The following is a 24542-nucleotide window of genomic DNA, read 5'->3' as shown; positions in this document are numbered from 1 at the left end:
ATTAATCCTTAATAGTCACGAGCTTATCTCTTCTAATATTGTTGATTTTTAAATCATTAAGCACATTAAGCGCCTCTTCTACATAAGCATCTTTTGCTAAGTTTTTATGCCAGCGCTCACGCTTTTCTTGAAGTATGGTATCCTTTTTAAAGAGTTGCTGCTCATAAGGCAGTGAGTTATAAGTAAGCTCTGTGTCATAATCATCTATAGAATCAAACTTCTTTGCAAAAGCTTCGCTTTTTGCAAGTCTAGCTTTGTACTTATCATAGTTAAGTGACCATTCTTTGTCATCACGTCGCTCCTTGATCCATTTTGCATACTCATCTACTAGTTGTAAATGCTCGCTTTTAGACATACGTTGCTTACTGTTTTCTATAGTTTGCTCAAAGTCTACATAACCATCCCACACATCATAATCTGCAGCTTTAATTTTATCCCAAGGCAAAGGGTTTTCTTGATCGCGCTCACCTATATCTACATATTTAAAACGGTCTGGAACAACTACATCACTCTTTACTCCTTCTAGTTGTGTTGAACCTCCGTTTACTCTATAAAACTTTTGAGTTGTAAGTTTTAAAGCTCCTAGATCTCCATATGGATTTTTACGTAAGTAAGAATTAAGGTCTGCTACGTTTTGCACAGTTCCTTTACCATATGTTTGCTTTCCACCTATGATGATGGCTCTTTTATAATCTTGCATTGCTGCCGCAAGTATCTCACTGGCAGATGCAGATATCTCGTTTACTAAAATCACGAGAGGCCCATCCCACAATACAGAAGAGTCTCTATCTTCTAGCACCTCTGGTTCATCACCGTTAGATGCAACCTGCACAATAGGTCCATCTTTTATAAACAAGCCAGCTATATCTACCACTGTTTTAAGCGATCCTCCACCGTTGTTTCTAAGATCTATTACAAGTCCCTCTACACCCTCTTCTTTAAGGCGTTCTATCTCCTTCTTTACATCACTTGCAGCATTCTTCTCTTTATAATCATCCATTGTAAAGTAGAACTTAGGCAAGTTTACAATACCGTATCTCTTACCATCCTTTACAACCTCTGCAGATTTTGCATAGGTTTCTTCTAGCTCTACAATATCACGCTCTATTGTAATATCTTTTGTACTACCATCTAGCTTAGTCTTTACCGTAAGGATTACTTTAGTTCCCTTTGGGCCCTTTATAAACTCTATGGCATCTTGAAGACGCATCCCTACAATGCTCAAGGCATCTTTCTCATCTTCTTGACGTACCTTCATAATAATATCGCCCTCACGCAGCTCATCACCTCTCCAGGCTGGGCCACCAGAAATAATATCTGTGATACGTACTTCTCCACCTTTCTTTTGTAGTCTAGCCCCAATACCTTGAAACTGACCACTCATTTGTGTATCAAAACGATCTTTTGCTACTGGAGCAAAATAGTAGGTGTGAGGATCAAACTCTTCTACTATTGCATTTAAGAAAATTGCAAACCAGTCTTTGCGCTCAAGCTCTAATGTAAATTCAAAAAACTCTTTTGTATTATCTGCTACTTCTTCTCTAGCTTTTGTCTCTAGTTCTTGGTTAGAAAGAATTTCTTTAGGCACTTTTGCTTCTTTATCATCTTCTTCATCTACCTTTTCTTGATCTTCTCTTAAATCATAGTAAGAGCTAAGCGCATTAAGCTTGAGTTGCTGTCTCCATCTATTTTTAAGCTCTTTTTTATTTTTTGCAAAAGGTTGCTTTTCATATTCTGTATTAAGAATCTCTTCCTTCTCAAAGTCAAAAGGTTTTTTAAGTAATTCTTCTTGTATTTTATTTGCCTCCTCTGTACGTTCTATAAGACGGTTGTAAGTAAGATCAAAGAAAGATAAATCTTTATCTCGTATCGCATCGTCTATTTGAGTTTTATACTTTTCAAACTCTTCTATATCCTTTTTGTAGAAAAAACGACGGTACGGATCTAGTGCGTCTATGTAATCATCAAATACGTTTGCAGAAAACTCATCGTTTATATCTTTTGCATCATAATGACCTCGCTCAAGCAAGTAAGCAATAAGGTCTAGCAATGTTTTATCTTTATCTGGATCGTCAAACGACTTTGTCGTAAAACTGCAACTCGCAACCGAAAACAGTAGTACCAGTGCGACTAATTTTAAATTCCTCTTCATAAAATTCAGTATTTTCATGTAACTAGCAATGTACATTAAAAATTGTGCCACAAAAAGAGCGGTGGTCGTAATCTTTTGTTAAACCCCTCTAGCGCTCATATTAATGTACAATTTACGTATTTTCGTGTATAGAACACAACTCCTGCTATGAACAAAAAACCACTTATACTTATTACTAATGATGATGGCATCACAGCACCGGGTATACGCAACCTTATAGAGGTTATGCTCAATATAGGTGATGTTGTTGTAGTTGCTCCAGACAGCCCACAAAGCGGTATGGGTCACGCCATCACGATAAACGACACTCTTTACTGCGACCCAGTAAAACTAGATCCAGATGCTACACACAAAGAATACACTTGTTCTGGAACTCCTGCAGATTGTGTAAAACTTGCAAACCAGCAAATTCTCACTCGCAAACCAGACATTTGTGTAAGCGGCATTAATCACGGCAGTAACTCAAGTATTAATGTTATATACAGCGGCACGATGAGCGCGGCAGTAGAGGCCGGTGTAGAAGGCATCCCAGCCATAGGATTCTCCTTACTAGATTATAGCCACGATGCAGATTTTGAACCTGCAAAGAAATATGTAGAACGCATCACAAGACAAGTTCTCAAAAACGGCTTACCTAAAGGTATCGTACTCAATGTAAACATCCCAAAATTACCTGCAGATCAAATTAAAGGCACCAAAGTGTGTCGCCAGGCAAAAGCACAATGGGTAGAAGATTTTGACAAGCGCACAAACCCTATGGGAAGAGACTATTACTGGCTTACAGGAGAGTTTGTAAATCAAGACAAAGGTGAAGACACAGATGAGTGGGCATTATCACAAGGTTATGTTTCTATCGTACCCGTACAGTTTGATCTTACTGCACATCACTTTATTCAAGAACTTAATGAGTGGGAAGGATAGTAATTACGCTTTCGCGAAAGCGCATCTATTCCCTTTAAAACTTTTCGCGAAAGCGGAAGAATTATGAAAAAAGATATTCTCATAGGCATCATTATAGGACTACTAGCAAACACCTTAGGCGTTCTTATTTTTTCCTTTTACATAGGCACAACACAAGACCGCACTCTTACTAATGTATTACAAACTGCCCTAGCAGAGGGAAGACTTGGTAAAATTATAGCGATAGGTGCCGTTCTTAATCTAGTAGCATTTTTTGGACTACTTAGACAAGGACAAGATGCACGAGCAAGAGGAGTACTCCTTATGACCATCGCTATGGCTTTTGTGACAATGATATTAATGTTTAGCTAATGAAGTATTACATTCTTGCCGGTGAGGCTAGCGGAGATTTGCACGGTTCAAATCTTATGAAAGCCTTGTATAAACAAGATCCTGAGGCAGAGATACGCTTCTGGGGTGGTGACCTTATGCAAGAGGTGGGCGGTACTCTAGTCACACACTATAAAGAAAGAGCCTTTATGGGCTTTATGGAGGTGATTACCAACCTCCGTAAAATTAGTGGACTTATAAAAGAATGTAAAAGAGACATTGCTAGATTTGAGCCAGATGCTCTTATTCTTATAGACAACAGTGGTTTTAACCTACGTATAGCAGAGTGGGCACACCCACTAGGTGTCACTACACATTATTATATAAGCCCTCAAGTGTGGGCATCACGATCTGGTCGTGTAAAAAAAATTAAGGCCTGTGTAGATCATATGTATGTCATTTTACCATTTGTAAAAGATTTTTATGACACGTATGATTATGATGTAAACTTTGTAGGACACCCACTACTTGATGCTGTGGCAAACAGAGAGCAAGCAGATGCTGTGGCATTTGCACAAGAGCATAATCTTGATGAACGCCCTATGATTGCCCTACTTCCCGGTAGCCGCACACAAGAAATTAATGCGATGCTGGAGGTGATGCTTAGTGTTATACCTAACTATCCAGACTATCAATTTGTGATTGCAGGCGCGCCTAGCCAAGAAACCACTTTTTACGAGTCATTTTTAAAAAATCACGATGTACAACTTGTGATGAATAAAACCTATGACATACTAAGCTTTGCAAACGCTGCACTTATCACTTCTGGTACCGCGACACTTGAGGCTGCAATATTTAAAGTACCCCAAGTGGTTTGTTATAAGGCAAATGCGGTTTCTTATAGTATTGCAAAACGTATTATAAAAACAAAATACATCTCACTTGTAAATCTTATTATGGACAGAGAAGTCGTAAAAGAACTTATACAAGGTGACCTCAACACAAAAAACCTAAAGCACGAGCTAGACAAGATTACAAACGACTCTTATAGAGAGCAACTGTTTACAGACTATTTTGAACTAGAGAAAAAACTGGGTGGTGCTGGTGCTAGTGATAAAACTGCAAAACTTATTGTAGATATCACAAATAGCGAAAACAACTAACTAATAAGATCACTCCAAATCTCATAGCTACTTATGAAACAGTTTCTCGCCGCATTATCTCTACTACTATTACTTACCTCTTGTGGTAGTTCAAAAAGAACCACAATAAAAGACATAAGCACTACAAAAACAGAGCGCATTATAAAGCAGGCGCAAGCATTTTCTGGCACTCGTTATAAATTTGGTGGGACTACGCGCAAGGGTATGGATTGCTCTGGTCTTATATATGTTGCTTTTCAAAAAGAAAACATTGTTTTGCCTAGAGTGTCAAGAGATATGGCACAACGAGGCAAACCCGTAAAAAATAAAGATATTGACACCGGTGATCTCTTATTTTTTAGAACTTCAAAAAGTAGTAAACGTATAAACCACGTAGGCCTAGTAACAAAGGTAGATGGCGATGATATCTATTTTATACACGCCACAACCTCAAAAGGAGTACTTACCTCAAATCTAAATGAGCGTTACTGGAATCGTGCTTATGTAATGGCGAGACGTGTTCTGTAAAACATAATTTACTATCTTTCAGATAATTAATACTTGTAAAAAGCGAGTATTTATAGTTATCTGTGAGAAAATTAAATATTCCTATTTTAACGCTACTCATATCTATCACCATAGGTATAGTATTGTATGACTACCTTAAGACCCCAGCTATTACAGTCTGGGTTTGCTCAATACTCTTATCTCTTACTGGAGTCTTACTTAATACATATAGCAGTAAAAAAATCATAGGCTCAGCACTCTTTATGTGCTGTACTTCTGCAATATTTATCACCATAGGTTATCTATCTAGAACTTATACTGATGATACCCTCTCACAGAATCATTATACACATACTAACACAGAGGGTTCACACACGCTACTTGTCAAAATAAATAGGGAATTAAAACCTACGTTGTATCAACATAAGTACCTAGTAGAACTCAAAGGAATAGATAGCACTATTACTACTGGTAAATTACTTCTCAACATTTATAAAGACTCTGCAACCATATTACCCAAAACTGGAGAATGGTGGTATGCAAGAACTGCTCTGTTGCCTGTACCCCATCCCAAAAATCCGTATCAGTTTGATTATGGTGCTTATCTCAATAAGCAACAAATATACAGACAGGTTTCTGCAAAGCCTCAAGAAATGTTGCGCGCTAGTATGGATACGTATGATATGGGTGTGTGGGCGTCACGCTTTCGCGAAAGCGTAAAAAAGTCCCTTCACCACCAATCTTTTACACCAAGACAACTTGCAGTCATTGAAGCGCTCGTACTGGGCCAAAGACAGGGTATAGATAAAGAGATGAGTTCTCAGTATGCCGCAGCAGGTATGATGCACATACTCGCCGTGTCTGGTCTACACGTAGGTGTAATTTTACTTATACTTAGATTCTTATTTGGTTTTATAAAATGGCGACAACTGCAATGGGTAAAATCACTACTCATTATCTCACTCATCTGGAGCTTTGCCATTATTACTGGCTTATCACCATCTGTGCTAAGAGCTGCAACTATGTTTAGCTTTCTTGAGGTAGGTGAGCTTCTGGGCGGAAAAAGAAAGTCGCAAGATGCTGTGCTAGCTTCTGCTATATTCTTACTTCTACTCGACCCGCTGCTTATCTACCAGGTGGGGTTTCAGCTCAGTTATCTAGCTGTGATAGCGATTTTATGGGTGCAACCTTGGCTAGCCAGTTTCTGGTCTCCAGAGTTGTTTATATTAAGAAAACTACGGGACGTGGTATCTGTGACTATTGCAGCACAACTAGGTGTTATGCCACTTAGCCTCTTTTACTTTCATCAGTTTCCTGGGTTATTTATTATTTCTAATGTTTTAATTATTCCGTTTTTAGGTCTCATACTAGGCGGCGGCTTGCTTGTGTGTTTTCTGAGCGTCACAGACCTTCTACCAGAGTTTATAGCACAAACTTATGGAGGTATTATAGATCTAATGAATAATTATATAGCTTGGGTGGCAGGACAAGAAGATTTTGTAGCTAGACATATAAGTGTGTCTGCAACACTTATGATACTCGTTTATATATTTATGATTACTACACTTCTTTTGTGTATGAAATATTCAAAACGCAGACTTATTGTTGCTAGCCTAGCAACAATAATTTTGACAGGTTTTATCGTGTTAGAAATTAATCAACCTGCTTCTCAACATCTGGCAATACTTAATAGAAGCGCTTCAACAACACTTACTCAACTACAAGAAAAGCAACTTACGGTGTTTAATAATGACTCCCTATATCTCACCCACACAGATAGTAGAGTAAAGGCATATCAAGATGCTCTCAAAATAGACACTGTTGTGCAGAAGTCTCACGGAAATTATTTTCGCTTTAAGCGAAAAGAAATACTTATTGTAGATAGTTTAAGCATATACAATCTTGAAGAGGCAAATCCAGATTATGTAATACTCACGCACTCGCCAAAAGTCAATATGAATAGACTCATCGAGCGATACCCTAACTGTACAATTGTTGCAGATGGGTCTAATTACCACAGTTATGTATCCCGATGGAAAGCGACTTGTACAAAACAAAAAATCCCTTTCCATAGCACGTATGAAAAGGGAGCTTTTATAATAGATTGAGTAAATTACTTAGACCAAGTGTACACGAAGTCTTCTTGATATTTTGCCCATTTTTCTTGAGTTGTGAGCGTCTTATAGTCGTCATTACTCACCATCTTTACATAAATCTCAAGACGTCTAGGGGTGTGGTACCCCACAATAGGCTGTATGTAATTACCTTGCTCATCAAAAAACACCATTGTAGGGTATCCTCTTAGTTTTAAAGCTGCTGCTAGCTCGTGCTGGCTATTACGCCCTTTTCTATTTGGGTCGTGCCTTGGGTTTGTATATACGTTACCTAGATAATTAATTTCTTCAGTACCCTCTGCATTAAACTTTACTGCGTAGTAGTTCTCGCTTATAAAAGCAGCTACTTCAGCATTTGCAAATGTATTTTTGTCAAGCATTTTACAAGGGCCACACCAAGTAGTGTAGACATCCATAAAAATCTTTTTAGGCTCTTCCTTTTGTGCAGCAAGTGCCTCATCCATTGTCATCCAGTTGATTTCTTGAGCACTTATAGATGTTGTCACTATAAGAAGCAGGAGGTATAGTATTTTATTCATTATGTTTATTTAATTATTAAGTCTGTCTAATTACTAGATTCTTACAGACAAAAAACGTTCCACAATATAGGGAACGTTTTTCTTTATTCATATTGTGTACGATGATACCATTATCGTATACCGTGCATCATTCTGATAAGTGTTTTATTTAATAATAACATTACTACACCTGCTCCTGCTGGTATCACTGTAAATATTAAAAAGAATGTTGCCATACCGTGCTCCTCAACAATAGGATCTATATAACTACCAGTTATACCCGCAGCTGTATTTGCAATAAAGTTTGCTACAAACCAGATCCCAAACATAAGCCCTACTAGTTTTGCTGGCGCGAGTTTACTCACATAAGATAATCCTACAGGAGATACACATAACTCACCTAGCGTGTGAAAAAGGTATGCTAGTACTAAAAATACCATACTTACAGAAGCTGTCTTTGCTCCTAATGGAATGCCCATAGACCCAAAAGAAAGAATACCAAAACCAAGACCTAATAAAATAAGACCTATAGCAAACTTTACAGGTCCACTAGGGTTGTATTTACTCTTCCATATTTTTGAAAATAATGGTGCAAAAGCAATGATAAAGAATGAGTTTAAGATACCAAACCAAGAAGCTGGAACCTCTGGAGCATCATCTGCAAACTGGCGAGATAACATCCAGATTACAATACCCCATATTACTACAAAACCTAATCCTAAAATGATATTAGACAATGCATATTTACCATATGTTTGTTTAAATAACATACCTAGTACCCAGGTAATAATTATCATAGGTACAACAGTGAGAAGCGTGTTTATAATTTTAAAAGTCATACCACTACTTCCTTCTAGCACTCTATCTGTATAGTCTGCTGCAAAGATGGTCATAGATCCTCCTGCCTGCTCAAATGCCCACCAGAAGAAAATTGTAAAGAATGCAAGTACACTAATCACGATAAGTCGATCACGAGTTACCTTAGACTTCTCTGCATCATCTATAACGCTATCTATAGCTTCTGCAGCATTTTCTACGCTATCTTCTATAACATCATCAAGCTCGTCTGCTTTTGCTGGCTTAGAACCTATTTTACCAAAAATACCTTGAGCAAAATAGAATTGTAACATCCCTACAAGCATAAAGATTCCTGCAAGACCAAAACCATAGTGCCATCCTACAGACTCACCTATGTAACCACATAATAAAATACCTAAGAAAGCTCCAGAGTTAATACCCATATAGAAAATAGTATACCCCGCATCTTTTTCTTTTCCTTGGTCTTTATAAAGCTGTCCCACCATAGAAGAAATATTTGGCTTAAACATACCATTACCTACTATAAGCAACACAAGTCCTGCATAAAAGAAAATATCTGAGCTTATCTCAAAAGCCATAGATGCGTGTCCTAGTGTCATTAAAAATGCACCTATGATAACGGCTTTTCTATACCCCGTAATTTTATCGGCTATTAACCCTCCAAAGATTGGTGTTACATAAACTAGCCCTGTGTAGAAAGCATATAATTGTAATGCCTCTGCACGCTCCCAGCCCCAGCCACCATCAAGTACTGCCGAAACTAAAAATAAAACAAGTAATGCGCGCATTCCGTAATAAGAAAAACGCTCCCACATCTCTGTAAAGAAGAGTACAAAAAGACCAGAAGGATGTCCTAAAACAGTCTTTTGATTGGTTTCAGAACCACCGAATTTATATTCCATATTGTAATTAATTATTTAGTGCTAATATAAGTCGTTTATATCTAAAGTTTTTCTTTGATAAAATCTGTCATCATTGTAAATAGGTGTAAACGTGTGTTACCTCCGTAAATACCGTGATTTTTATCTGGATAGTTAAAGTAATCAAACTGCTTGTTTGCCTGTACTAGTGATTCTACAAGGCGCGTTGCGTTTTGCACGTGCACATTATCATCTGCACTACCGTGCACTAGTAAAAAGTCTCCCTCTAGCTTACTCACGTGACTCATAGGCGAGTTATTATCATAACCACTTGCGTTTTCTTGTGGGGTTTGCATATAACGCTCTGTGTATATAGTGTCATAAAATCTCCACGATGTTACCGGTGCAACAGCTATAGCCATCTCAAAGGTATCTGCTCCTTGAAAAAGACAATTTGAAGCCATAAAACCTCCATAACTCCATCCCCAGATACCTGTACGATCTTCATCTATGTAAGCACGCTTGCTCAACTCTTTTGCTGCAGCAATCTGGTCTTGTACTTCGTACTTACCTAGCTCTTTTTGAGTTACTTTTTTAAAGTCACGCCCTTTTAATCCGGTCCCTCTTGGATCTACACAAACTACAATGTAGTCGTTTTGTGCTAGCATATGAAACCAGTAATCGTTAGACGTATCCCACTTATTTGCCACACTCTGTGATCCTGGCCCAGAATATTGCGTCATAAACATAGGGTACTTTTTAGATGGATCAAAATCTGTAGGCTTAATCATATAAGCGTTAAGCGATACTCCATTTACATCTATCTCAAAAAATTCTTTTGGAGAGATATCATAACCTGCATATAAGTCTTTTAATGCTTGGTTATCTTTTATAACGCGTATTTGCTTTCCGTCTTTTGCGCTGTTAAGTGTGAAGCGGTATGGTGTTGTTGTATTTGAGTATGTATGTATAAAGTTGCTGAAGTTTGCGCTAAAGTCTGCACTGTTAGTTCCTTCCTTATCTGCAAGGGCTTGCTTCTTTTTACCATTAAGACCTATAGCATACACACCGCGGTTAATAGAACCATTTTCTGAGCTTTGGTAAAAAATACGTTTTGTACCTGCGTCATAACCATAATAACCTGTCACTTCCCAGTTACCAGAAGTTACTTGATTTTTTAAAGACCCATCTGCATTATGGTGATAGATGTGATTCCACCCATCTTTTTCGCTTGTCCAGATAAAGCTATTGTCATCTAGAAAAGTAAGGTTATCTGTCACATCTACATATGCTTTATCTGTTTCTAGCACGGCAAGTGTAGTCTGGTAGGTACTCGCATTAAAAAGCGAAAGCTTTAAAGTATCTTGATGACGATTAAGTGTTTGTACAGAAAGCACGTTAGGGTCTTTTGACCAAGAGATGCGTGGTATGTAGTACCCAGCGTTATCACCTAGATTAATTTCTACATCTTTTGCTTTACGACTATTACCCGTATCTAGGTTATGCAAGCGTAGGCTCACTTTTGCGTTAGGCTCTCCAGCTTTTGGGTATTTAAAAACAGTCTGTGTCTGGTATAATTTATTACCATATACATCCATAGAGAATTCTGGTACTTCACTCTCATCAAAACGTATGTAAGCAATTTTCTTACTATCTGCACTCCAGTCAAAGGCGCGCACAAAGCCAAATTCTTCTTCATACACCCAGTCTGTAATTCCATTTATAATGCTGTTCTTCTTTCCGTCTGTAGTGAGCTGTTGTGTTGCTCCAGAGGCAATATCAAAAACAAAGAGGTTATTATCCTTTCCATAAGCGATTTTCTTTCCGTCTGGTGAAAATGTAGGCTCTTGAATAAGATCGTCAGATACTTTTGTCAGCTTTCGCGAAAGCGTATTCCACACATAATATTCACCCAGCGTAGATCTTCTAAAGATAGATTGCAATTTTGTAGAGAGTAGCACCTGCTGCTCATCATCACTAAACTCATAACTTATAAAGTAATCAAGCCCGTCTATATCTGCACTACTTACAGCCGTACGCACTTTCTTGCCCGTATCATAGCTGTAAATATCTACACTACCTGTGCGGGTTGCTCTATCAAAGTTTTGTACAGCATACTCTTGACCATTTGCCATAGAGTGTATAGACTGTAGTCGCTCTGCTCTAAAAGTGCCATTTTTCCAAATATCTTCAAGGCTTATTTGTTTTTTTTGCGCAGTTGCGCTCTGGATTGCAAGAAGAAATACAGCAATCAAAAAGGTATGTAATCTCATATATTTTTACCAATTGTGTAAAGTATTTCAATTTTACTAAAAATAAGGCAGAAAACCCTGCTTTTTGCTGTTAAAAACCTTCAGAATGTTAAGAACTCACACCGCTATAATCACGCATTAGACTTAGGTTAACCACATTCTCATTATCTTTATCACTTTCTAAAAAACTGCTTAATGACAAAGGCGATATCTGGTTTTTCTAAACTATCAAAAACTGAGAAGATTACGTGGCTTACCACAAACTTCTTTAACAATTCTGAGGCAGCAACCCAGACTTTAACCTCATACTGGAACACAGATGCAAAGCTCCAGCAACTGCACGATGAGTTTATAGAAAACACCATCACAAATTACTACCTACCCCTAGGAGTAGCGCCTAATTTTACCATAAACGACACCATCTACACCATCCCGATGGCTATAGAAGAAAGCTCTGTGGTAGCTGCAGCGAGTAAAGCTGGTAAATTCTGGCAAGAGAGAGGTGGTTTTAAAACCACCGTTCTAGGCACCACTAAGGTAGGACAAGTACACTTTACTTATGATGGTGATAAAGAAGATTTACAGCAGTACTTTGATAAAATCACACCAAAGCTCTATGAAGATGTAGAAGAGATTACGGTTAATATGAAAAAACGTGGTGGCGGCATAAAAAACATCGCCCTACGAGATAAAACAGCCGCTGTAGATGACTACTACCAGCTGCACTGCACCTTTGAGACGCTAGATGCAATGGGTGCAAACTTTATAAACAGCTGTTTGGAGCAATTTGCAACCACTTTTAAAGAAGGGTTTGAGGCAGATGCCCGCTTTCGCGAAAGCGGAAACACGTTAGATATCATTATGTCCATTTTATCTAACTATGTTCCAGATTGTCTTGTACGCGCAGAGGTAAGTTGCCCTATAGATCAACTCACCGAAAAAAATATAGACGGCGAGACCTTTGCCAAAAAATTTGTTCAAGCAGTTACCATTGCCGAAGAAGAACCCTATCGAGCTGTCACCCACAACAAAGGAATAATGAACGGTATAGATGCCGTAATACTTGCTACTGGAAATGACTTTAGAGCGGTGGAAGCAGGTGTACACGCATATGCAGCAAGAGATGGGCAATACAGAAGTCTTACGCACGCAAGTATCAAGGATGGCATTTTTACCTTCTGGATGGAGATACCACTAGCACTAGGTACCGTAGGAGGTCTCACAAAACTACACCCACTAGTAAAGTGGAGTATGGAGCTACTAGGAAACCCATCTGCAAAGGAACTTATGCAAATTGTTGCCGTCGCCGGTCTAGCTCAAAACTTTGCAGCACTTAAGTCGCTCACCACAACTGGCATACAGCAAGGGCATATGAAAATGCACCTTATGAACATTTTAAACCAGATGAATGCGACTCCAGATGAGAAGCAACAAACGGTAAATCACTTTAAATCAAACACCGTTACTCATAGCGCAGTTGTTACTTTTATAGACGGACTACGCTCATAAAATCTCGTTTTTTGAAACACCATTATTACAGTCACGGCAAACTATTACTCACCTCAGAATATCTTGTTCTAGATGGGGCACAAGCGCTAGCGCTACCTACAAAAAAGGGACAGCATCTAGACATAAAGGCCATAGATCAAGAAGCAATCATCTGGCGTAGTTATTTAAGCACTGGAGAGCTGTGGTTAGATTATAAGTTTAGCTTTCCCTTGGATAGTAATAATGGAAGAGAAGATGCCATTTACGAGCGCCTTTTAAGCATTTTACAAGCTGCACAAAAACTCAACAGCTCATTTTTAAATACGCAACAAGGCTATGAGGTCGAGAGCACACTAGAGTTTCAAAAAGACTGGGGGCTAGGCTCCTCTTCTACTCTACTTGCAAATATTGCAAGGTGGGCCTCTGTAGACCCTTACAAGCTACTTGATATGACTTTTGGAGGTAGTGGGTACGATATAGCTTGCGCCACAACAGAGAGCGCTCTTATCTACCAAAAAACCAGCACGACACCTATAGTCACACCCGTGACATACAACCCTCCTTTTAAGGACGAACTTTACTTTGTTTATCTCAATAAGAAACAAAACAGTAGAGAGAGCATAAAACATTATAGGAGTCTTGATCAAGAATCACTAACTGAGGAGAGGGCTAGATTTTCTAAATTTACACAAGACCTTTTGAGTTGTAAATCCATTGTGGCTTTTGAAAAACTACTTTCAGAACACGAAGATAATTTGTCTCGCATTCTTAAAACACCCACAATAAAAACACAACTTTTTGCAGATTATCCTCGCGCGATAAAAAGCTTAGGAGGCTGGGGTGGTGACTTTGTTTTGGTAGTAGGAACAACTTCTCAAATGGATTATTTTAGAAACAAAGGATATGACACTATCGTACCTTATAATGAAATGATACTGGGAGAATAACGCTTTCGCGAAAGCGCAAACACACACCATAAAAAAAGGCTCGAACAATTATTGTTCGAGCCTTTTTTACTTGAAATACAATCTACTAGTAGAATGTAGCTCTGTTATCTTCAATATCTGCAGCTTCTTTAAGAGCGTTAAGCACTTTTGTACTTACTGCAGCTCTAGACTTCTGAGCTTCTTGCCCTGCAAATGCAGCATAATTTTCTAGCCCTGGAGCTTCAGAGATTTTTACAACCTCTATTACATATACTCCTCTTGATCCTTCTATAGGAGAAGATACTTCTCCTTCTTTTAATCCGAAAGCTGCTCCTACTACTTTAGGCTCGTTTCCTGCTCCAGCGATTGTAGGGGCATTCATAGACACAGCACCAGCAGTTTTTACAGTTGCACCTTGTGATTGTGCTATTTCTGAAAGCGTGCTACCAGAAATTTTGTTTTTGATGATTTCTGCCTTCTTCATATTACGTAATAAAGGTGTCACTTGTAATGACACATCCTCTACACGTTCTGTCCCAGCAGGTGTTCTACGTGTAACTTGTGCTACAATATAACCACCATTTGTAGGGAAACGTTTTATGTTACCTACTTTTGTCTCTTCTTCAAAAGCCCATTGTATTACAGATCTTTGTGCTCCCTCACCTGGTAATGTTTCATCCATAGCGCGTATACGTTGTACTGGGCGCACTGCATATCCATTTTCTTTTGCAACAGCTTCAAAATCTCCCGCTTCGGCAGCAAGTTCAAACTTTTGAGTTGTGTTGTATATATTAGAAATGGTTTTATCTGAAGGTAAAATTTCTTTTACTACTGTAGCTACCTTGATTACATCTTGTACGTTCTTTTGGTCTACTATCTTAATCACGTGGTAACCAAAATCTGTCTCTGCTACTCCTATTGTTCCAGCTCTATTATCTACAATAAAGTCTCTGTATCCAGCTGCAAAAAGATTTGGATTTTGATAATCTAGATCTCCACCATTTACACTGTTAGACTGATCTGAAGAAAACTCTTTTGCAAGATCTTCAAATTTGCTTTTGTTTCTCTTTAAAACAGAAAGTAAGCTATCTGCAAGTTTCTTTGCATCTTCTTTAGATCTCGTTGCCGAAGATGGTATAGGTCCTCTAGCTGTATTTGTTACGGCACCTTGAAAATCTATAAGAATATGACTTGTCTTTACCGAGTCTGGCATCTTTCTTACATCTACTACACGAGAAAGGTTCATATATCTACCATCCTTATAAGGACCATAAACACCACCTTTACCTAATGCAAAAAGTGTATCTGCATTTGTAGCAGGTAAATCTTTCTTAAAGAACCAGCGATCTACAAATGGTACATCTGAGTTATCTATAAGAAAATCTTCTATCTCATCTGTTTTGTCAAATCCAGCAAAAGTTTCTGTAACTCCAGTAGCTCCATTACGGGCACTGTACTCACTTCTTAATTTTGAAAGCTCTGCTTTAATAGCATTCTCATCTTCTAGAGAAGCTTCTTCTACAAACTTCACAAAACGTATAGAACGCGTCTCGTCAGTTTTAAACTCTTCCTTATGCTCATTTACGTAGTTCTGGATTTCCTCCTTACTAACCTTTACGTCTTCATCTGGAACAGATGTGTAAAGCATTTGCACAAATTGAATATCTACCGTATTGTTATCAAGCTTGTATGCTACCTCTCCATCTTTAAGAGTAGCTCCTACACCAGCTCTAACAAGGTTATAGTATATCTCTTGCTTTTCTTGATTTCTTAAGCTCTCTTCAAAAACTATCCAAGACTGGTAGTCTCCGGGGTTCTGGCTATCCTTAAGCGTTGCAATAAACTCTTGCATTTTTGCCTCGCTAAAGAATCCGTCTCCATCTTGAAAACGTACATCATTTTGAAGTGCTTGCTTAAGTAACTCTTGAGTGCGGTCTTTACCTACTTGTATACCTAACTCTTCATACTGCTCTTCTAGAAGTACTCTATTTACTTCTTGCTCCCATACAGCGTTTACGGCTTTTGTAGTAGAACTATTTGCTCCTGCTCTACGTGTTTGTGATTCTACCTTTGCGGCAAAGTCTTCACGATCTAGGTTTACACCGTTTATAGATGCAACACGGTTTTGCTTATCTGCATTAAAACCTCCACTATCTAAAATAGATGAGAAGATAAATGCAAACAGTGCAAGTGCGATAATAATGATCAAGAAGATACTCTTGCTACGTATTTTATTTAAAATTGCCATTGTATGTTGTTTATGCTATAATAGTGGGCGAAAATACCATTATTATAGCATAATAAAAAATAAAAAAACAAGGCAATTTAGTCTTTAGAAATACGGACTTCTAAGAGTTCTATTTTTGTATTTGAAGTCTCTAAGATGTGAAAGATTATTCCCTCTATCTCAATGGTCTCTCCCTCTTCTGGAATTTCTTCGGTATGGCTTACCACGAGACCCCCTAAAGTCTCATAATTCTCACTTTCTGGCAGATCCAGTTTATACGTCTCATTGAGGTAGTCTACCTCGTGTCTAGCAGAAAGTCTGTAACTAGAACCGCTTAACTGCTCCTCTACTAGTGCGACTGTATCGTGCTCATCTTCTATCTCGCCAAAAAGTTCTTCTACGATATCCTCAACGGTCATCATACCGCTAGTCCCACCGTACTCATCTATAACGACACAAATGCTTTTGCGTTTTTTAGTAAGCACATTAAGCACATCTTTTACCAGCATAGTCTCTGGCACATAGACTACCGGCATCAATACGCTACTTATCGTTTTAGGCCTCTTAAAAAGCTCAAAAGAGTGCACGTAGCCTATTATATCATCTATTGTATCTTTATAAACCAGTATTTTAGAAAGTCCCGTTTCTATAAAAATCTTATTTATTGCGGCAGGCGTAGTGCGCTCATCTACAGCTACAATCTCAGTACGGGGCAACATCACTTCTCGTGACTTTACCTCAGAAAACTCTAGTGCATTTTGAAAAATCTGTATTTCTGTATCTACCTCATCAGAGTCGTTTACAGATTCCATTTGCTCAGATATGTAATTTCCTAGTTCCACTTTCGTGAAAGCTAACTGCACCTCATCTCCATCTGTCTTAAATAAGTATTTAAGAACGAGGTCTGATATCCAAATAATAAATGCGCTTAGCACATAAAATAAGAGGTAAAAGAAATAAGCAGGTATTGCAAAAAACTTAAGAAGCTTATTTGCATAAATCTGAAAGAAAACTTTTGGTAAAAATTCGGCTGTGATTAAAATCACTAGTGTAGAAATAATCGTCTGACTAAGCAGGCTAAATTCTTGTACGAAGGTATTGAGCCACGTTAAACTTTCGCCGAAAGGCATATTCTCCAGCCACCCTTGTAAGAGTGCCCCCATAAAATAACCATATACAACCAGGGCAATATTATTACCCAGCAGCATTGTTGCTATAAACTTGGAAGGTTTTGCAGTAAGTTTTTTGAGAACAATAGAGAGAAAATCATTTTGCTTCTTCTCTATTTCAATATGTATTTTATTTGCCGACACATAAGCAATCTCCATTCCTGAAAAAAACGCAGAGAGTATGAGCGAGCAACATATGGTTATAATCTGTCCTTCAAAACTTCCCATTAAGAGTTTTTCCTGTTTTCAAACTTCTTACGGAAATGACGCCTAAAGAAATACATCCCTACACTCACAGCAAAGAAAAACAAGAACAGGTATGCTCTAGAGCGATCTTCACCCCAAAGTGATACTGTTTTATAACCTGCAAGCACGGCAACTATTATATATACATACTCTGTGTATTTTGCATATCGCATCATAAGTCTTCAGAATTTTCTTTTACGTATTGTTTTGCTACGTTGTTTAAAGATACAAAATTTGTAAAGTCTTCATTTGAGTCAAAGAGGTCTCCGTCGTTACGAGAGCCATCTTTAAGAATAAGCGTGTACGGCTGATCTGTAAAAATCCAACTATTAGATTGATCCCAGTACAGCTGTTGTGCTTTTAAAGTTATAGAGTCGTGGGTAAACAACACCACATTATCTTGTAAATCTATAAGGTTTGTGCCCTTATAACGTATGGCATAGTTTGAAGTAATTAAATTCTCCTTACCATCTTCACTTATAAAAGTGACTTCTATTCCATCTGGAAACTCCTCATAAGGAAAAGAGGCGTTTGCATAATTTTTTATGTAAGGTGTTTTTAAATGTGCAGTGACTTTACCAGAATCTACATACTTAAGATTAATACCCCTACCTTCTGTAACAGGACCATCAGACTTCATACTTAACCTACGTATATCGTCTGCTTTACTATCACAACTTAAAAACAAAGTCACGGCAAAAGCCGTGACTAAGATTTTTAATATATTTCTATGTAGTAGTGACATTAGTTATTTGGAACTCTTACACTTGATCCAATCCAACATCCTATCTTGATAGTTTGACCAGCTTTTCCAGATGTAAATACATCTGCTTTACTTGGAGCTAAAGCTCTGTAACTTGCTGCTGTCTTGTTTGCAGTACCAGCTAGTGATGGACTTACACGCCCAGCTCTTTGTGCTGTACTAGCAGCTAACCAGTATACGGCTCTCTTATCAAAAGTAGTCTGACCACAGTTATTTGCACTTGCGGCATACATTGCTGCAATTCTCAAGTAAACAATACCGTAAGATGGGTCTTCACTAAGCGCTTTGTTATAAAGACCTCTTGCTTTACCGTAGCTACCACTTTTTCTTGCTTTTTCTGCAAGTCTGTAATAAGCATTTGCTCTTTCTTTTGGATCTGTTTCAAGATCGATAGCTTCTTGGTAATATCTTGCCTCTGCAGCAGAGTCTCCTCTGTTTCCAGCTAAGATACCTAAGTACTTTGCAGATTTTGCAGAAGGCTCAAGTCTGTGAAGGTTCTCAACCATTTGCTTAAATAAATCTGTATCTGTACAATCTTTACTTGCAAGACGTCCTGCAGCTTTCTTGATCCACTCCTTATCATTCTTCATAGAATCAAAATCCTTCTGATAAAGTGGCACAAGGTTCTCACAGTTACCTAACTCTCCAAGAGCCCCATCTGTACTTCCTCCAAAGATTCCGAAAGCCTTAAGGTTTGTATTATAACCTTTTACTCTTCTTTTCTCTTTTGCGCTAAGTGCAGTACCAGATTCTTCTTTTTCTACTAGCTTCTGTAATTTTGAATCTAGTGCAGTCGCTTCTTTATTAAGCTTTGCTTGCGTATCATCATAAAGGTCAAAAACCTCTTGAAGTTGCACTTGCTGTCCATTCTTATAAAGATCTACTGCTAGCTTAAAACGAGTGTAGATGTTTTTTGCACTTGTAATAGAATTTGCATCCATATTAAATGCATTTTGAAATGCATCAAATTGTGCTTTTGGCGTTCCAAGTTTGTTATCAAACATTATTTGCGCCTGTGCTGCTGCGTTCTTTCCTTTTGGAGTTTTTGCAGGGAAGTATTGCTCTCTCTTCTTTAAAAACTCAATAAGCTTTTGTGCTACAGCTCCTTTTTCGGCAGCGCTTGCAGCTTTAAGATCTGCTTTGAGTAAACGCTCTCCATACTGGTATAAAGCTAGAGAATAGTTAGGGCAGTCTTTTTGAAGTTTTTCAAAAGGTGCTCTTGCAGCCTCGTAATTTTTAACTTTTGCAGCTTCTACAAATATAGAACCCGTCGTAAGGCACTCCTCACTTATTTGTGCATTTGCTGTAAATCCGCCAGCTATGACGAGCGCTACAAAAAATGTGGTTAATCTAGTTTTCATAATGTTAGGTTTTACTGTTAATTAAATTTAGTTTGGACAAACCATAAGTCGTTTATTGATAAACTTACGCCTACGTTAAAAAAGTTTTCTTGTATAAGGTTTGCGTTTGTAGTTCCTCTCTGCCCTACTTCAAATTGTAAGTTAAGATTACTAATTCTTCGTCCTGTAGGTAGTCCAACTCCAAAAGATATGCCAAACTCATTTATATCCTCATTAGAAACTACAAGTCCAGTCTCCTCATATCTAAATCCTGCACGGTAAGTCATACGCTCCCAGTAACTTGAGATAGAATTATATTTTGGCGTATAAAAACCTCCTACTCTCATTTGCGTTGCATCTTCAAAGGAAACATTATCTGGAGTAAAGGTTCTATTACTAAAACTACTTGTTTGCTGGCTTGTGTACTCACCACCAAAGAACCACTTATTCTTTTCTCCTATACCTAACCCTACCGTTACCGAAGAAGGAAGATCAAAATCTGTATCTGGAACACTTATTTCTTGCACATCTACATCTTGTAGTAAACCTAGACTATTAAATAAAACTGTAGAAACCTCTCTCTCATTTTCTGTACCTATAGTAGCAGATGGAACATACTTTACTGATGACCTTAGCTCAAGCTTATCACTAATCATTGTTTCATACTGTGCCCCAAGCTCAAATGCTAATCCCGAAAAGTCACTTCTATTAGACTCTCTCGTACCTAGCTCTGCTTCTTCTTGAGATCTTACAGCTTCGTTTTGAATATTTCCAAAGTAGTAGTACATACTTGCTCCCACTGTAAGTCCTTTTGCAAGTGTATAACCTGTAGAAACAAACGCACGGTTAAGACCGCCACGGCCCGTAAAACGGTTAAGAACGTCATCTGTACTATCATCCAGTTTATACCCTACTGCCGTATATGGCATAAGACCTATGCTCACCCCTCCTTTTTTTGAAATAGGAAAACCAATGGCTAGATAATCAAAAGTAGATTTTGAAGAACCCTCTTTTGTCGTGGCATCTTCTGCATTTACTTCGTTATGGTTACCTCCTACTGTAAAAGTGGTGTAACGCAATTTACCTAGTGATGCAGGGTTTAATAAATTGAGGTGTAAACTATCGCTATACGTCTGTATGCCTCCCATAGATTTATTTTCTACGGTTCCTCTAAACTGTTGTATCCCCACTCCATAAAAAGAGTATGGAGAAGTAGTAGCTCCTTCTTGGGCAAGACCTTTAACGGCCATCATCAGCACTGCTACAATAAAAAGTTTTTTAATCATTCTGATATGTTAAGATATAATTGAGGCCCTCAAGCAAAAAATTTGAGTGCGCAAAGATGCTATTTTTTAATCGTTTTGCCAAGAATTCTCCATCACCACCCGTTATTATTACGGTATCCACATTATAATGCTCTTTGTAATGATTTATTGCACCATCTATTTCAAGCAAAGTGCCTTGCACAACTCCAGAGTGTATAGATTCTTCTGTACTAGTCCCTATTATACTATCTGGCATTTGTTTTTCTAACAGCGGAAGATTTGCTGTAAGTCTATTAAGTGTCTCATAACGCAAGCGCAAACCTGGCGAGATTGCTCCACCTTTATAAGAACCTTTATTAGTTATAAAATCATAGGTAATACAAGTACCCGCGTCTATAATGAGTCCATTTTTTTGAGGATGTGATTGCATAAAAGCAGCCACAAGAGCCATTCTATCTACACCCAGCGTCTCTGGCGTACCATAATCGTTTGTAAATGGAAGCGTTGTATTGTGCGAAAGCACAATCGTAGGAAAACGTAATTGCACAGATCTAGCTTGCTCATCTGTAAGCCTTCCTACAGAAGATATAATTGCCTTTTTAATAGGATAAAGACCTGCAAACTCACCTACCTCTTCACTAAAGTCTTGTAATGCAAAGTGATGCTTAGCCTGCAGCGCATCTCCTTTATAGATAGCGGCCTTAACCCTAGTATTCCCTACATCAATTATAAGTTGCATATACAATAGTAAGCGCCAAAAATACAAAAGGAAAGCACCCACATTGTTAAGGTAATGGTAAAAATCACCCTAATAACCTGTTACAAAACAAACTTCAAGCATTTTGTATAACTCCGGATGTTTACGTTTAAATAGATCTGGACGCTCAAAAAAGTACTCTGCCGCCACCGCAAAAAACTCTATTTTACTTGTACCACCATATTTTCTTATGTCTGAGGTATCATTATTTATAGCCTCCATCTCTGTATGCATCATATCTAGCCAGGGTACAATATTTTCTTTACCTAGTAACTGTTCTGGTATACCATCTACCTCACCATCCATCTTATCAAGTAAATGTACAAACTCGTGTATCGCTGTATTTCCTTTATCTGTCTTATTATTAAACCCAAAATGAAGCGCCTTGCGAGAGAGTATCATATGGTTTTCAAACTGCCCCGTCCCTACCATACCTCCTATAATACGATCTTCACCCTCTGAGTGATACTCGAGATTTGCATTAAAGTAATCTGGATAAATAAGTACCGTATCTAAATTATTGTAATGCCAGTCTCCAAAGTTAAAAATAGGGATCACCGCACTAGCTGCCACAAACACCTTATCCTTATCAGACAGGTCAAATCCTACAGCCTCTACATTTACTTCGGTGAGAAAGGCCATCATTCTTTTTTTAAAGAATTCCTTCCTTTTAGGAGTGAGCTCTTTGTAAAAAAGCACTTCATCACTTAATAAAGACTCCCAAGTAGATGGGAAAGGATCTGGTGTACGCTTTCGCGAAAGCGTAAAAAGTCCGTAACCCATAAAAACAAATAAGGCTAATCCAGCCAAAAGGAATAGTATAATCATCTAGTGTCTTATTACTTTTAAAATATATCTCACATCAAACCGCAATGTACGACTGTGAAGCAATTGCAACAACGAAAGTTATATAAAACAAAAAACCCGATCAAAAGATCGGGTTTTAATGTGGTACCTCCAGGAATCGAACCAGGGACACACGGATTTTCAGTCCGTTGCTCTACCAACTGAGCTAAGGTACCTAAAGCTTTTAGGTGGCTTACGTTTGCAATGTGACTCACACTATTTGTTGAGTTGTATGCGATACTTCTCGTAAGCGGATGCAAATATAAAACCTTTCTGAGATCTAGCAACATCTTTTTGAAAAAAATTGCAATATTTTTTTCGAGACCGCATATTTCACAAATTAGAAACCTTATTCTTTATTTCTACGTAAGTAATTGTAGTTAATTACGATTAAGCATATATTCGTATGCTTACATAATATATAACTATGGCAGATCAATATTACGACCCAAAAGATTTAAGAAAATTCGGAAAAATCACAGAGTGGAGTGAAGAGTTAGGAACTAAGTTTTTTGACTACTACGGTAAAGTTTTTGAAGAGGGAGCACTCACCGCGCGTGAGAAATCGCTCATCGCGCTTGCCGTTGCCCACACAGAGCAGTGCCCATATTGTATAGATGCATATACTAAAGACGGCCTACAGAAAGGAATCACTAAGGAAGAGATGATGGAGGCTGTACACGTAGGTGCCGCTATAAAAAGTGGTGCGACGCTCGTACACGGCGTGATGATGATGAATAAAGTAAATAAACTAGACGGGTAGTTTTTACGCTTTCGCGAAAGCGTACTCATACAGATTTCCAACCAAAAGAAATCAACACTACAAACGACAAACATTTTTAAATGTCAGCAACAAAATCACTGAAGAAAGAAGGTAGCGAACTCGCACAAGCAAACAAGCAGATAGAAATTTTATCTAATGGTATTTTTAAAGATGAACTACCTACGTTTGCTAAAAAAATAAAGGAGACCAACCAGCTACCGTTACGCCCTAACAAACTAGAAATACTCCAAATAAACGTGGGGTATATGTGTAATCAAGTGTGTGATCACTGTCACGTAGATGCTGGTCCAGATCGCAAGGAGATTATGACTTGGGAGACTATGGAGCAATGTCTAGAAGTGATACGCAATACTGGTGCTCACACGCTAGATCTTACTGGTGGCGCACCAGAGATGAATCCGCATTTTAGACGTTTTGTAGAAGAAGCAAGTAAGGCTGGGATTAAAGACTTTATTGTACGTTCTAACCTTACCATTATACGTGCAAATAAAAAGTACTACGATCTTCCAGATTTCTTTAAAAAACACAATGTACACGTCATCTCATCTATGCCACACTGGACACGTGGTAAAACAGACAAGCAACGCGGTGATGGAGTTTTTGATAAATCTATAAAAGCATTACAAGAGCTTAACGAGCGTGGCTACGGTATGCCAGGAAGTGACTTAAGACTAGACCTAGTTTACAATCCATCTGGAGCTTTCTTACCGGGAGACCAAGCAAGTATGGAGAAGGATTTTAAAAAGGCACTTATGGAGGATTTTAATATCCAGTTCCACAACCTTTTTGCAATCACAAACTTACCTATAGCACGATTTTTAGATTACCTCATCGCATCAGAAAACTATGAGGATTATATGTATCAACTTGTAGAGGCATATAACCCTGCCGCAGTAGAGAATGTAATGTGTAAAAACACAATTTCAATAAGCTGGGATGGTTATTTATTTGATTGTGATTTTAATCAAATGCTAGAATTACCAGTGGCGAGTAGTGTAAAGCACATTAAAGATTATAATGAAGATTTACTTAATGATCGTAACATTATGATCTCTCAGCACTGTTATGGTTGTACTGCAGGTGCAGGAAGTAGTTGTCAAGGAACTGTTGCTTAATACGTAGAAAATCACGACACCA

General features: G+C 38.1%; 21 protein-coding genes and 1 tRNA gene. 9 read left to right on the top strand and 13 right to left on the bottom strand.

Translation table 11 applies throughout. The annotated features are described in order from the left end of the window. Position 1: 1 nt before the first annotated feature. The gene (locus ACJJVM_RS10610; RefSeq protein ID WP_405211657.1) at positions 2-2152 is read right to left on the bottom strand and encodes a carboxy terminal-processing peptidase; all 2151 of its coding nucleotides are present in this window, start codon (positions 2150-2152) and stop codon (positions 2-4) included. A 147-nt stretch (positions 2153-2299) separates the two neighbouring features. On the opposite strand from ACJJVM_RS10610, the gene surE reads away from it, so the two are divergent. The 5 genes from surE to ACJJVM_RS10585 all read left to right on the top strand — a co-directional run bounded on the left by surE (position 2300) and on the right by ACJJVM_RS10585 (position 7139). Beyond that, entirely contained in the window at positions 2300-3073 is a 774-nt protein-coding gene (gene surE / locus ACJJVM_RS10605; RefSeq protein ID WP_298353434.1) for a 5'/3'-nucleotidase SurE, read from the top strand. A 63-nt stretch (positions 3074-3136) separates the two neighbouring features. Next, positions 3137-3424, top strand: coding sequence for a hypothetical protein (locus ACJJVM_RS10600; RefSeq protein ID WP_405211656.1), 288 nt, complete (start codon positions 3137-3139; stop codon positions 3422-3424). Continuing rightward, positions 3424-4545, top strand: coding sequence for a lipid-A-disaccharide synthase (gene lpxB, locus ACJJVM_RS10595; protein WP_405211655.1), 1122 nt, complete (start codon positions 3424-3426; stop codon positions 4543-4545). Before ACJJVM_RS10600 ends, lpxB begins: the two co-directional genes overlap by 1 nt. 33 nt (positions 4546-4578) lie before the next feature. Then, positions 4579-5052 (top strand): C40 family peptidase, encoded by a 474-nt coding sequence (locus ACJJVM_RS10590; protein ID WP_405211654.1) that lies wholly within the window; start codon positions 4579-4581, stop codon positions 5050-5052. 62 nt (positions 5053-5114) lie between these two features. Next, positions 5115-7139, top strand: a complete 2025-nt coding sequence (locus ACJJVM_RS10585) for a ComEC/Rec2 family competence protein (protein ID WP_405211653.1) — start codon at positions 5115-5117, stop codon at positions 7137-7139. A 5-nt stretch (positions 7140-7144) separates the two neighbouring features. Here the strand turns inward: ACJJVM_RS10585 and ACJJVM_RS10580 are convergent, their stop codons facing one another. The 3 genes from ACJJVM_RS10580 to ACJJVM_RS10570 all read right to left on the bottom strand — a co-directional run bounded on the left by ACJJVM_RS10580 (position 7145) and on the right by ACJJVM_RS10570 (position 11615). Then, positions 7145-7684: a thioredoxin family protein gene (locus ACJJVM_RS10580; RefSeq protein ID WP_405211652.1), complete on the bottom strand. Its 540-nt coding sequence runs from the start codon at positions 7682-7684 to the stop codon at positions 7145-7147. 110 nt (positions 7685-7794) lie between these two features. After that, positions 7795-9384, bottom strand: coding sequence for a peptide MFS transporter (locus tag ACJJVM_RS10575; protein ID WP_035325495.1), 1590 nt, complete (start codon positions 9382-9384; stop codon positions 7795-7797). 41 nt (positions 9385-9425) lie between these two features. Continuing rightward, positions 9426-11615 (bottom strand): S9 family peptidase, encoded by a 2190-nt coding sequence (locus ACJJVM_RS10570; protein ID WP_299151310.1) that lies wholly within the window; start codon positions 11613-11615, stop codon positions 9426-9428. A gap of 174 nt (positions 11616-11789) precedes the next feature. Here ACJJVM_RS10570 and ACJJVM_RS10565 point away from each other — a divergent pair, with 174 nt between their 5' ends. Continuing rightward, positions 11790-13103: a hydroxymethylglutaryl-CoA reductase, degradative gene (locus ACJJVM_RS10565; RefSeq protein ID WP_299151307.1), complete on the top strand. Its 1314-nt coding sequence runs from the start codon at positions 11790-11792 to the stop codon at positions 13101-13103. 11 nt (positions 13104-13114) lie between these two features. Next, the gene (locus tag ACJJVM_RS10560) at positions 13115-14029 is read left to right on the top strand and encodes a GYDIA family GHMP kinase (protein ID WP_405211651.1); all 915 of its coding nucleotides are present in this window, start codon (positions 13115-13117) and stop codon (positions 14027-14029) included. A gap of 85 nt (positions 14030-14114) precedes the next feature. Here ACJJVM_RS10560 and ACJJVM_RS10555 read toward each other — a convergent pair whose 3' ends face one another. The 9 genes from ACJJVM_RS10555 to ACJJVM_RS10515 form a co-directional block, all read right to left on the bottom strand. Then, entirely contained in the window at positions 14115-16256 is a 2142-nt protein-coding gene (locus ACJJVM_RS10555; protein WP_405211650.1) for a peptidylprolyl isomerase, read from the bottom strand. Positions 16257-16333: 77 nt separating this feature from the next. After that, the gene (locus tag ACJJVM_RS10550) at positions 16334-17632 is read right to left on the bottom strand and encodes a hemolysin family protein (RefSeq protein ID WP_405211649.1); all 1299 of its coding nucleotides are present in this window, start codon (positions 17630-17632) and stop codon (positions 16334-16336) included. Next, the gene (locus tag ACJJVM_RS10545) at positions 17632-17826 is read right to left on the bottom strand and encodes a hypothetical protein (protein WP_021778176.1); all 195 of its coding nucleotides are present in this window, start codon (positions 17824-17826) and stop codon (positions 17632-17634) included. Before ACJJVM_RS10545 ends, ACJJVM_RS10550 begins: the two co-directional genes overlap by 1 nt. Then, positions 17823-18395, bottom strand: a complete 573-nt coding sequence (lptC, locus tag ACJJVM_RS10540) for an LPS export ABC transporter periplasmic protein LptC (RefSeq protein WP_021778175.1) — start codon at positions 18393-18395, stop codon at positions 17823-17825. The genes ACJJVM_RS10545 and lptC overlap by 4 nt, the downstream gene beginning before the upstream one ends. Continuing rightward, positions 18395-19774, bottom strand: a complete 1380-nt coding sequence (locus tag ACJJVM_RS10535; protein WP_298353478.1) for a M48 family metallopeptidase — start codon at positions 19772-19774, stop codon at positions 18395-18397. Before ACJJVM_RS10535 ends, lptC begins: the two co-directional genes overlap by 1 nt. A 17-nt stretch (positions 19775-19791) precedes the next feature. After that, the gene (locus ACJJVM_RS10530; RefSeq protein ID WP_405211648.1) at positions 19792-21039 is read right to left on the bottom strand and encodes a hypothetical protein; all 1248 of its coding nucleotides are present in this window, start codon (positions 21037-21039) and stop codon (positions 19792-19794) included. After that, a complete protein-coding gene (locus ACJJVM_RS10525) occupies positions 21032-21757 on the bottom strand; it encodes a type III pantothenate kinase (RefSeq protein WP_405211647.1) in 726 nt (241 codons plus the stop codon). The genes ACJJVM_RS10530 and ACJJVM_RS10525 overlap by 8 nt, the downstream gene beginning before the upstream one ends. Positions 21758-21826: 69 nt before the next feature. Further along, entirely contained in the window at positions 21827-22603 is a 777-nt protein-coding gene (locus ACJJVM_RS10520) for a zinc-dependent peptidase (RefSeq protein ID WP_405211646.1), read from the bottom strand. Between the two features lie 121 nt (positions 22604-22724). Then, positions 22725-22797, bottom strand: a tRNA-Phe gene (locus ACJJVM_RS10515). A 251-nt stretch (positions 22798-23048) separates the two neighbouring features. Between ACJJVM_RS10515 and ACJJVM_RS10510 the strand changes: the two genes are divergently transcribed. Together ACJJVM_RS10510 and arsS are read left to right on the top strand one after the other, a co-directional pair. After that, entirely contained in the window at positions 23049-23384 is a 336-nt protein-coding gene (locus tag ACJJVM_RS10510; RefSeq protein WP_013750118.1) for an arsenosugar biosynthesis-associated peroxidase-like protein, read from the top strand. Positions 23385-23464: 80 nt separating this feature from the next. Further along, on the top strand, positions 23465-24520 hold the full coding sequence (arsS, locus tag ACJJVM_RS10505) for an arsenosugar biosynthesis radical SAM (seleno)protein ArsS (protein ID WP_013750119.1): 1056 nt from the start codon (positions 23465-23467) through the stop codon (positions 24518-24520). Positions 24521-24542: the final 22 nt, after the last annotated feature.

This window comes from Dokdonia sp. Asnod2-E02 (assembly GCF_045063915.1).
In the GTDB taxonomy this organism is placed as follows: domain Bacteria; phylum Bacteroidota; class Bacteroidia; order Flavobacteriales; family Flavobacteriaceae; genus Dokdonia.
This window is presented reverse-complemented; position numbering and strand designations above follow the sequence as displayed.

Excerpts from the sequence above, each read along its gene's own strand:
- ACJJVM_RS10610 (WP_405211657.1), bottom strand. The coding sequence starts at position 2,152 with ATGAAGAGGAATTTAAAATTAGTCGCACTGGTACTACTGTTTTCGGTT.
- surE (WP_298353434.1), top strand. The coding sequence starts at position 2,300 with ATGAACAAAAAACCACTTATACTTATTACTAATGATGATGGCATCACA.
- ACJJVM_RS10600 (WP_405211656.1), top strand. The coding sequence starts at position 3,137 with ATGAAAAAAGATATTCTCATAGGCATCATTATAGGACTACTAGCAAAC.
- lpxB (WP_405211655.1), top strand. The coding sequence starts at position 3,424 with ATGAAGTATTACATTCTTGCCGGTGAGGCTAGCGGAGATTTGCACGGT.
- ACJJVM_RS10590 (WP_405211654.1), top strand. The coding sequence starts at position 4,579 with ATGAAACAGTTTCTCGCCGCATTATCTCTACTACTATTACTTACCTCT.
- ACJJVM_RS10580 (WP_405211652.1), bottom strand. The coding sequence starts at position 7,684 with ATGAATAAAATACTATACCTCCTGCTTCTTATAGTGACAACATCTATA.
- ACJJVM_RS10575 (WP_035325495.1), bottom strand. The coding sequence starts at position 9,384 with ATGGAATATAAATTCGGTGGTTCTGAAACCAATCAAAAGACTGTTTTA.
- ACJJVM_RS10570 (WP_299151310.1), bottom strand. The coding sequence starts at position 11,615 with ATGAGATTACATACCTTTTTGATTGCTGTATTTCTTCTTGCAATCCAG.
- ACJJVM_RS10565 (WP_299151307.1), top strand. The coding sequence starts at position 11,790 with ATGACAAAGGCGATATCTGGTTTTTCTAAACTATCAAAAACTGAGAAG.
- ACJJVM_RS10555 (WP_405211650.1), bottom strand. The coding sequence starts at position 16,256 with ATGGCAATTTTAAATAAAATACGTAGCAAGAGTATCTTCTTGATCATT.
- ACJJVM_RS10550 (WP_405211649.1), bottom strand. The coding sequence starts at position 17,632 with ATGGGAAGTTTTGAAGGACAGATTATAACCATATGTTGCTCGCTCATA.
- ACJJVM_RS10545 (WP_021778176.1), bottom strand. The coding sequence starts at position 17,826 with ATGATGCGATATGCAAAATACACAGAGTATGTATATATAATAGTTGCC.
- lptC (WP_021778175.1), bottom strand. The coding sequence starts at position 18,395 with ATGTCACTACTACATAGAAATATATTAAAAATCTTAGTCACGGCTTTT.
- ACJJVM_RS10535 (WP_298353478.1), bottom strand. The coding sequence starts at position 19,774 with ATGAAAACTAGATTAACCACATTTTTTGTAGCGCTCGTCATAGCTGGC.
- ACJJVM_RS10530 (WP_405211648.1), bottom strand. The coding sequence starts at position 21,039 with ATGATTAAAAAACTTTTTATTGTAGCAGTGCTGATGATGGCCGTTAAA.
- ACJJVM_RS10525 (WP_405211647.1), bottom strand. The coding sequence starts at position 21,757 with ATGCAACTTATAATTGATGTAGGGAATACTAGGGTTAAGGCCGCTATC.
- ACJJVM_RS10520 (WP_405211646.1), bottom strand. The coding sequence starts at position 22,603 with ATGATTATACTATTCCTTTTGGCTGGATTAGCCTTATTTGTTTTTATG.
- ACJJVM_RS10510 (WP_013750118.1), top strand. The coding sequence starts at position 23,049 with ATGGCAGATCAATATTACGACCCAAAAGATTTAAGAAAATTCGGAAAA.
- arsS (WP_013750119.1), top strand. The coding sequence starts at position 23,465 with ATGTCAGCAACAAAATCACTGAAGAAAGAAGGTAGCGAACTCGCACAA.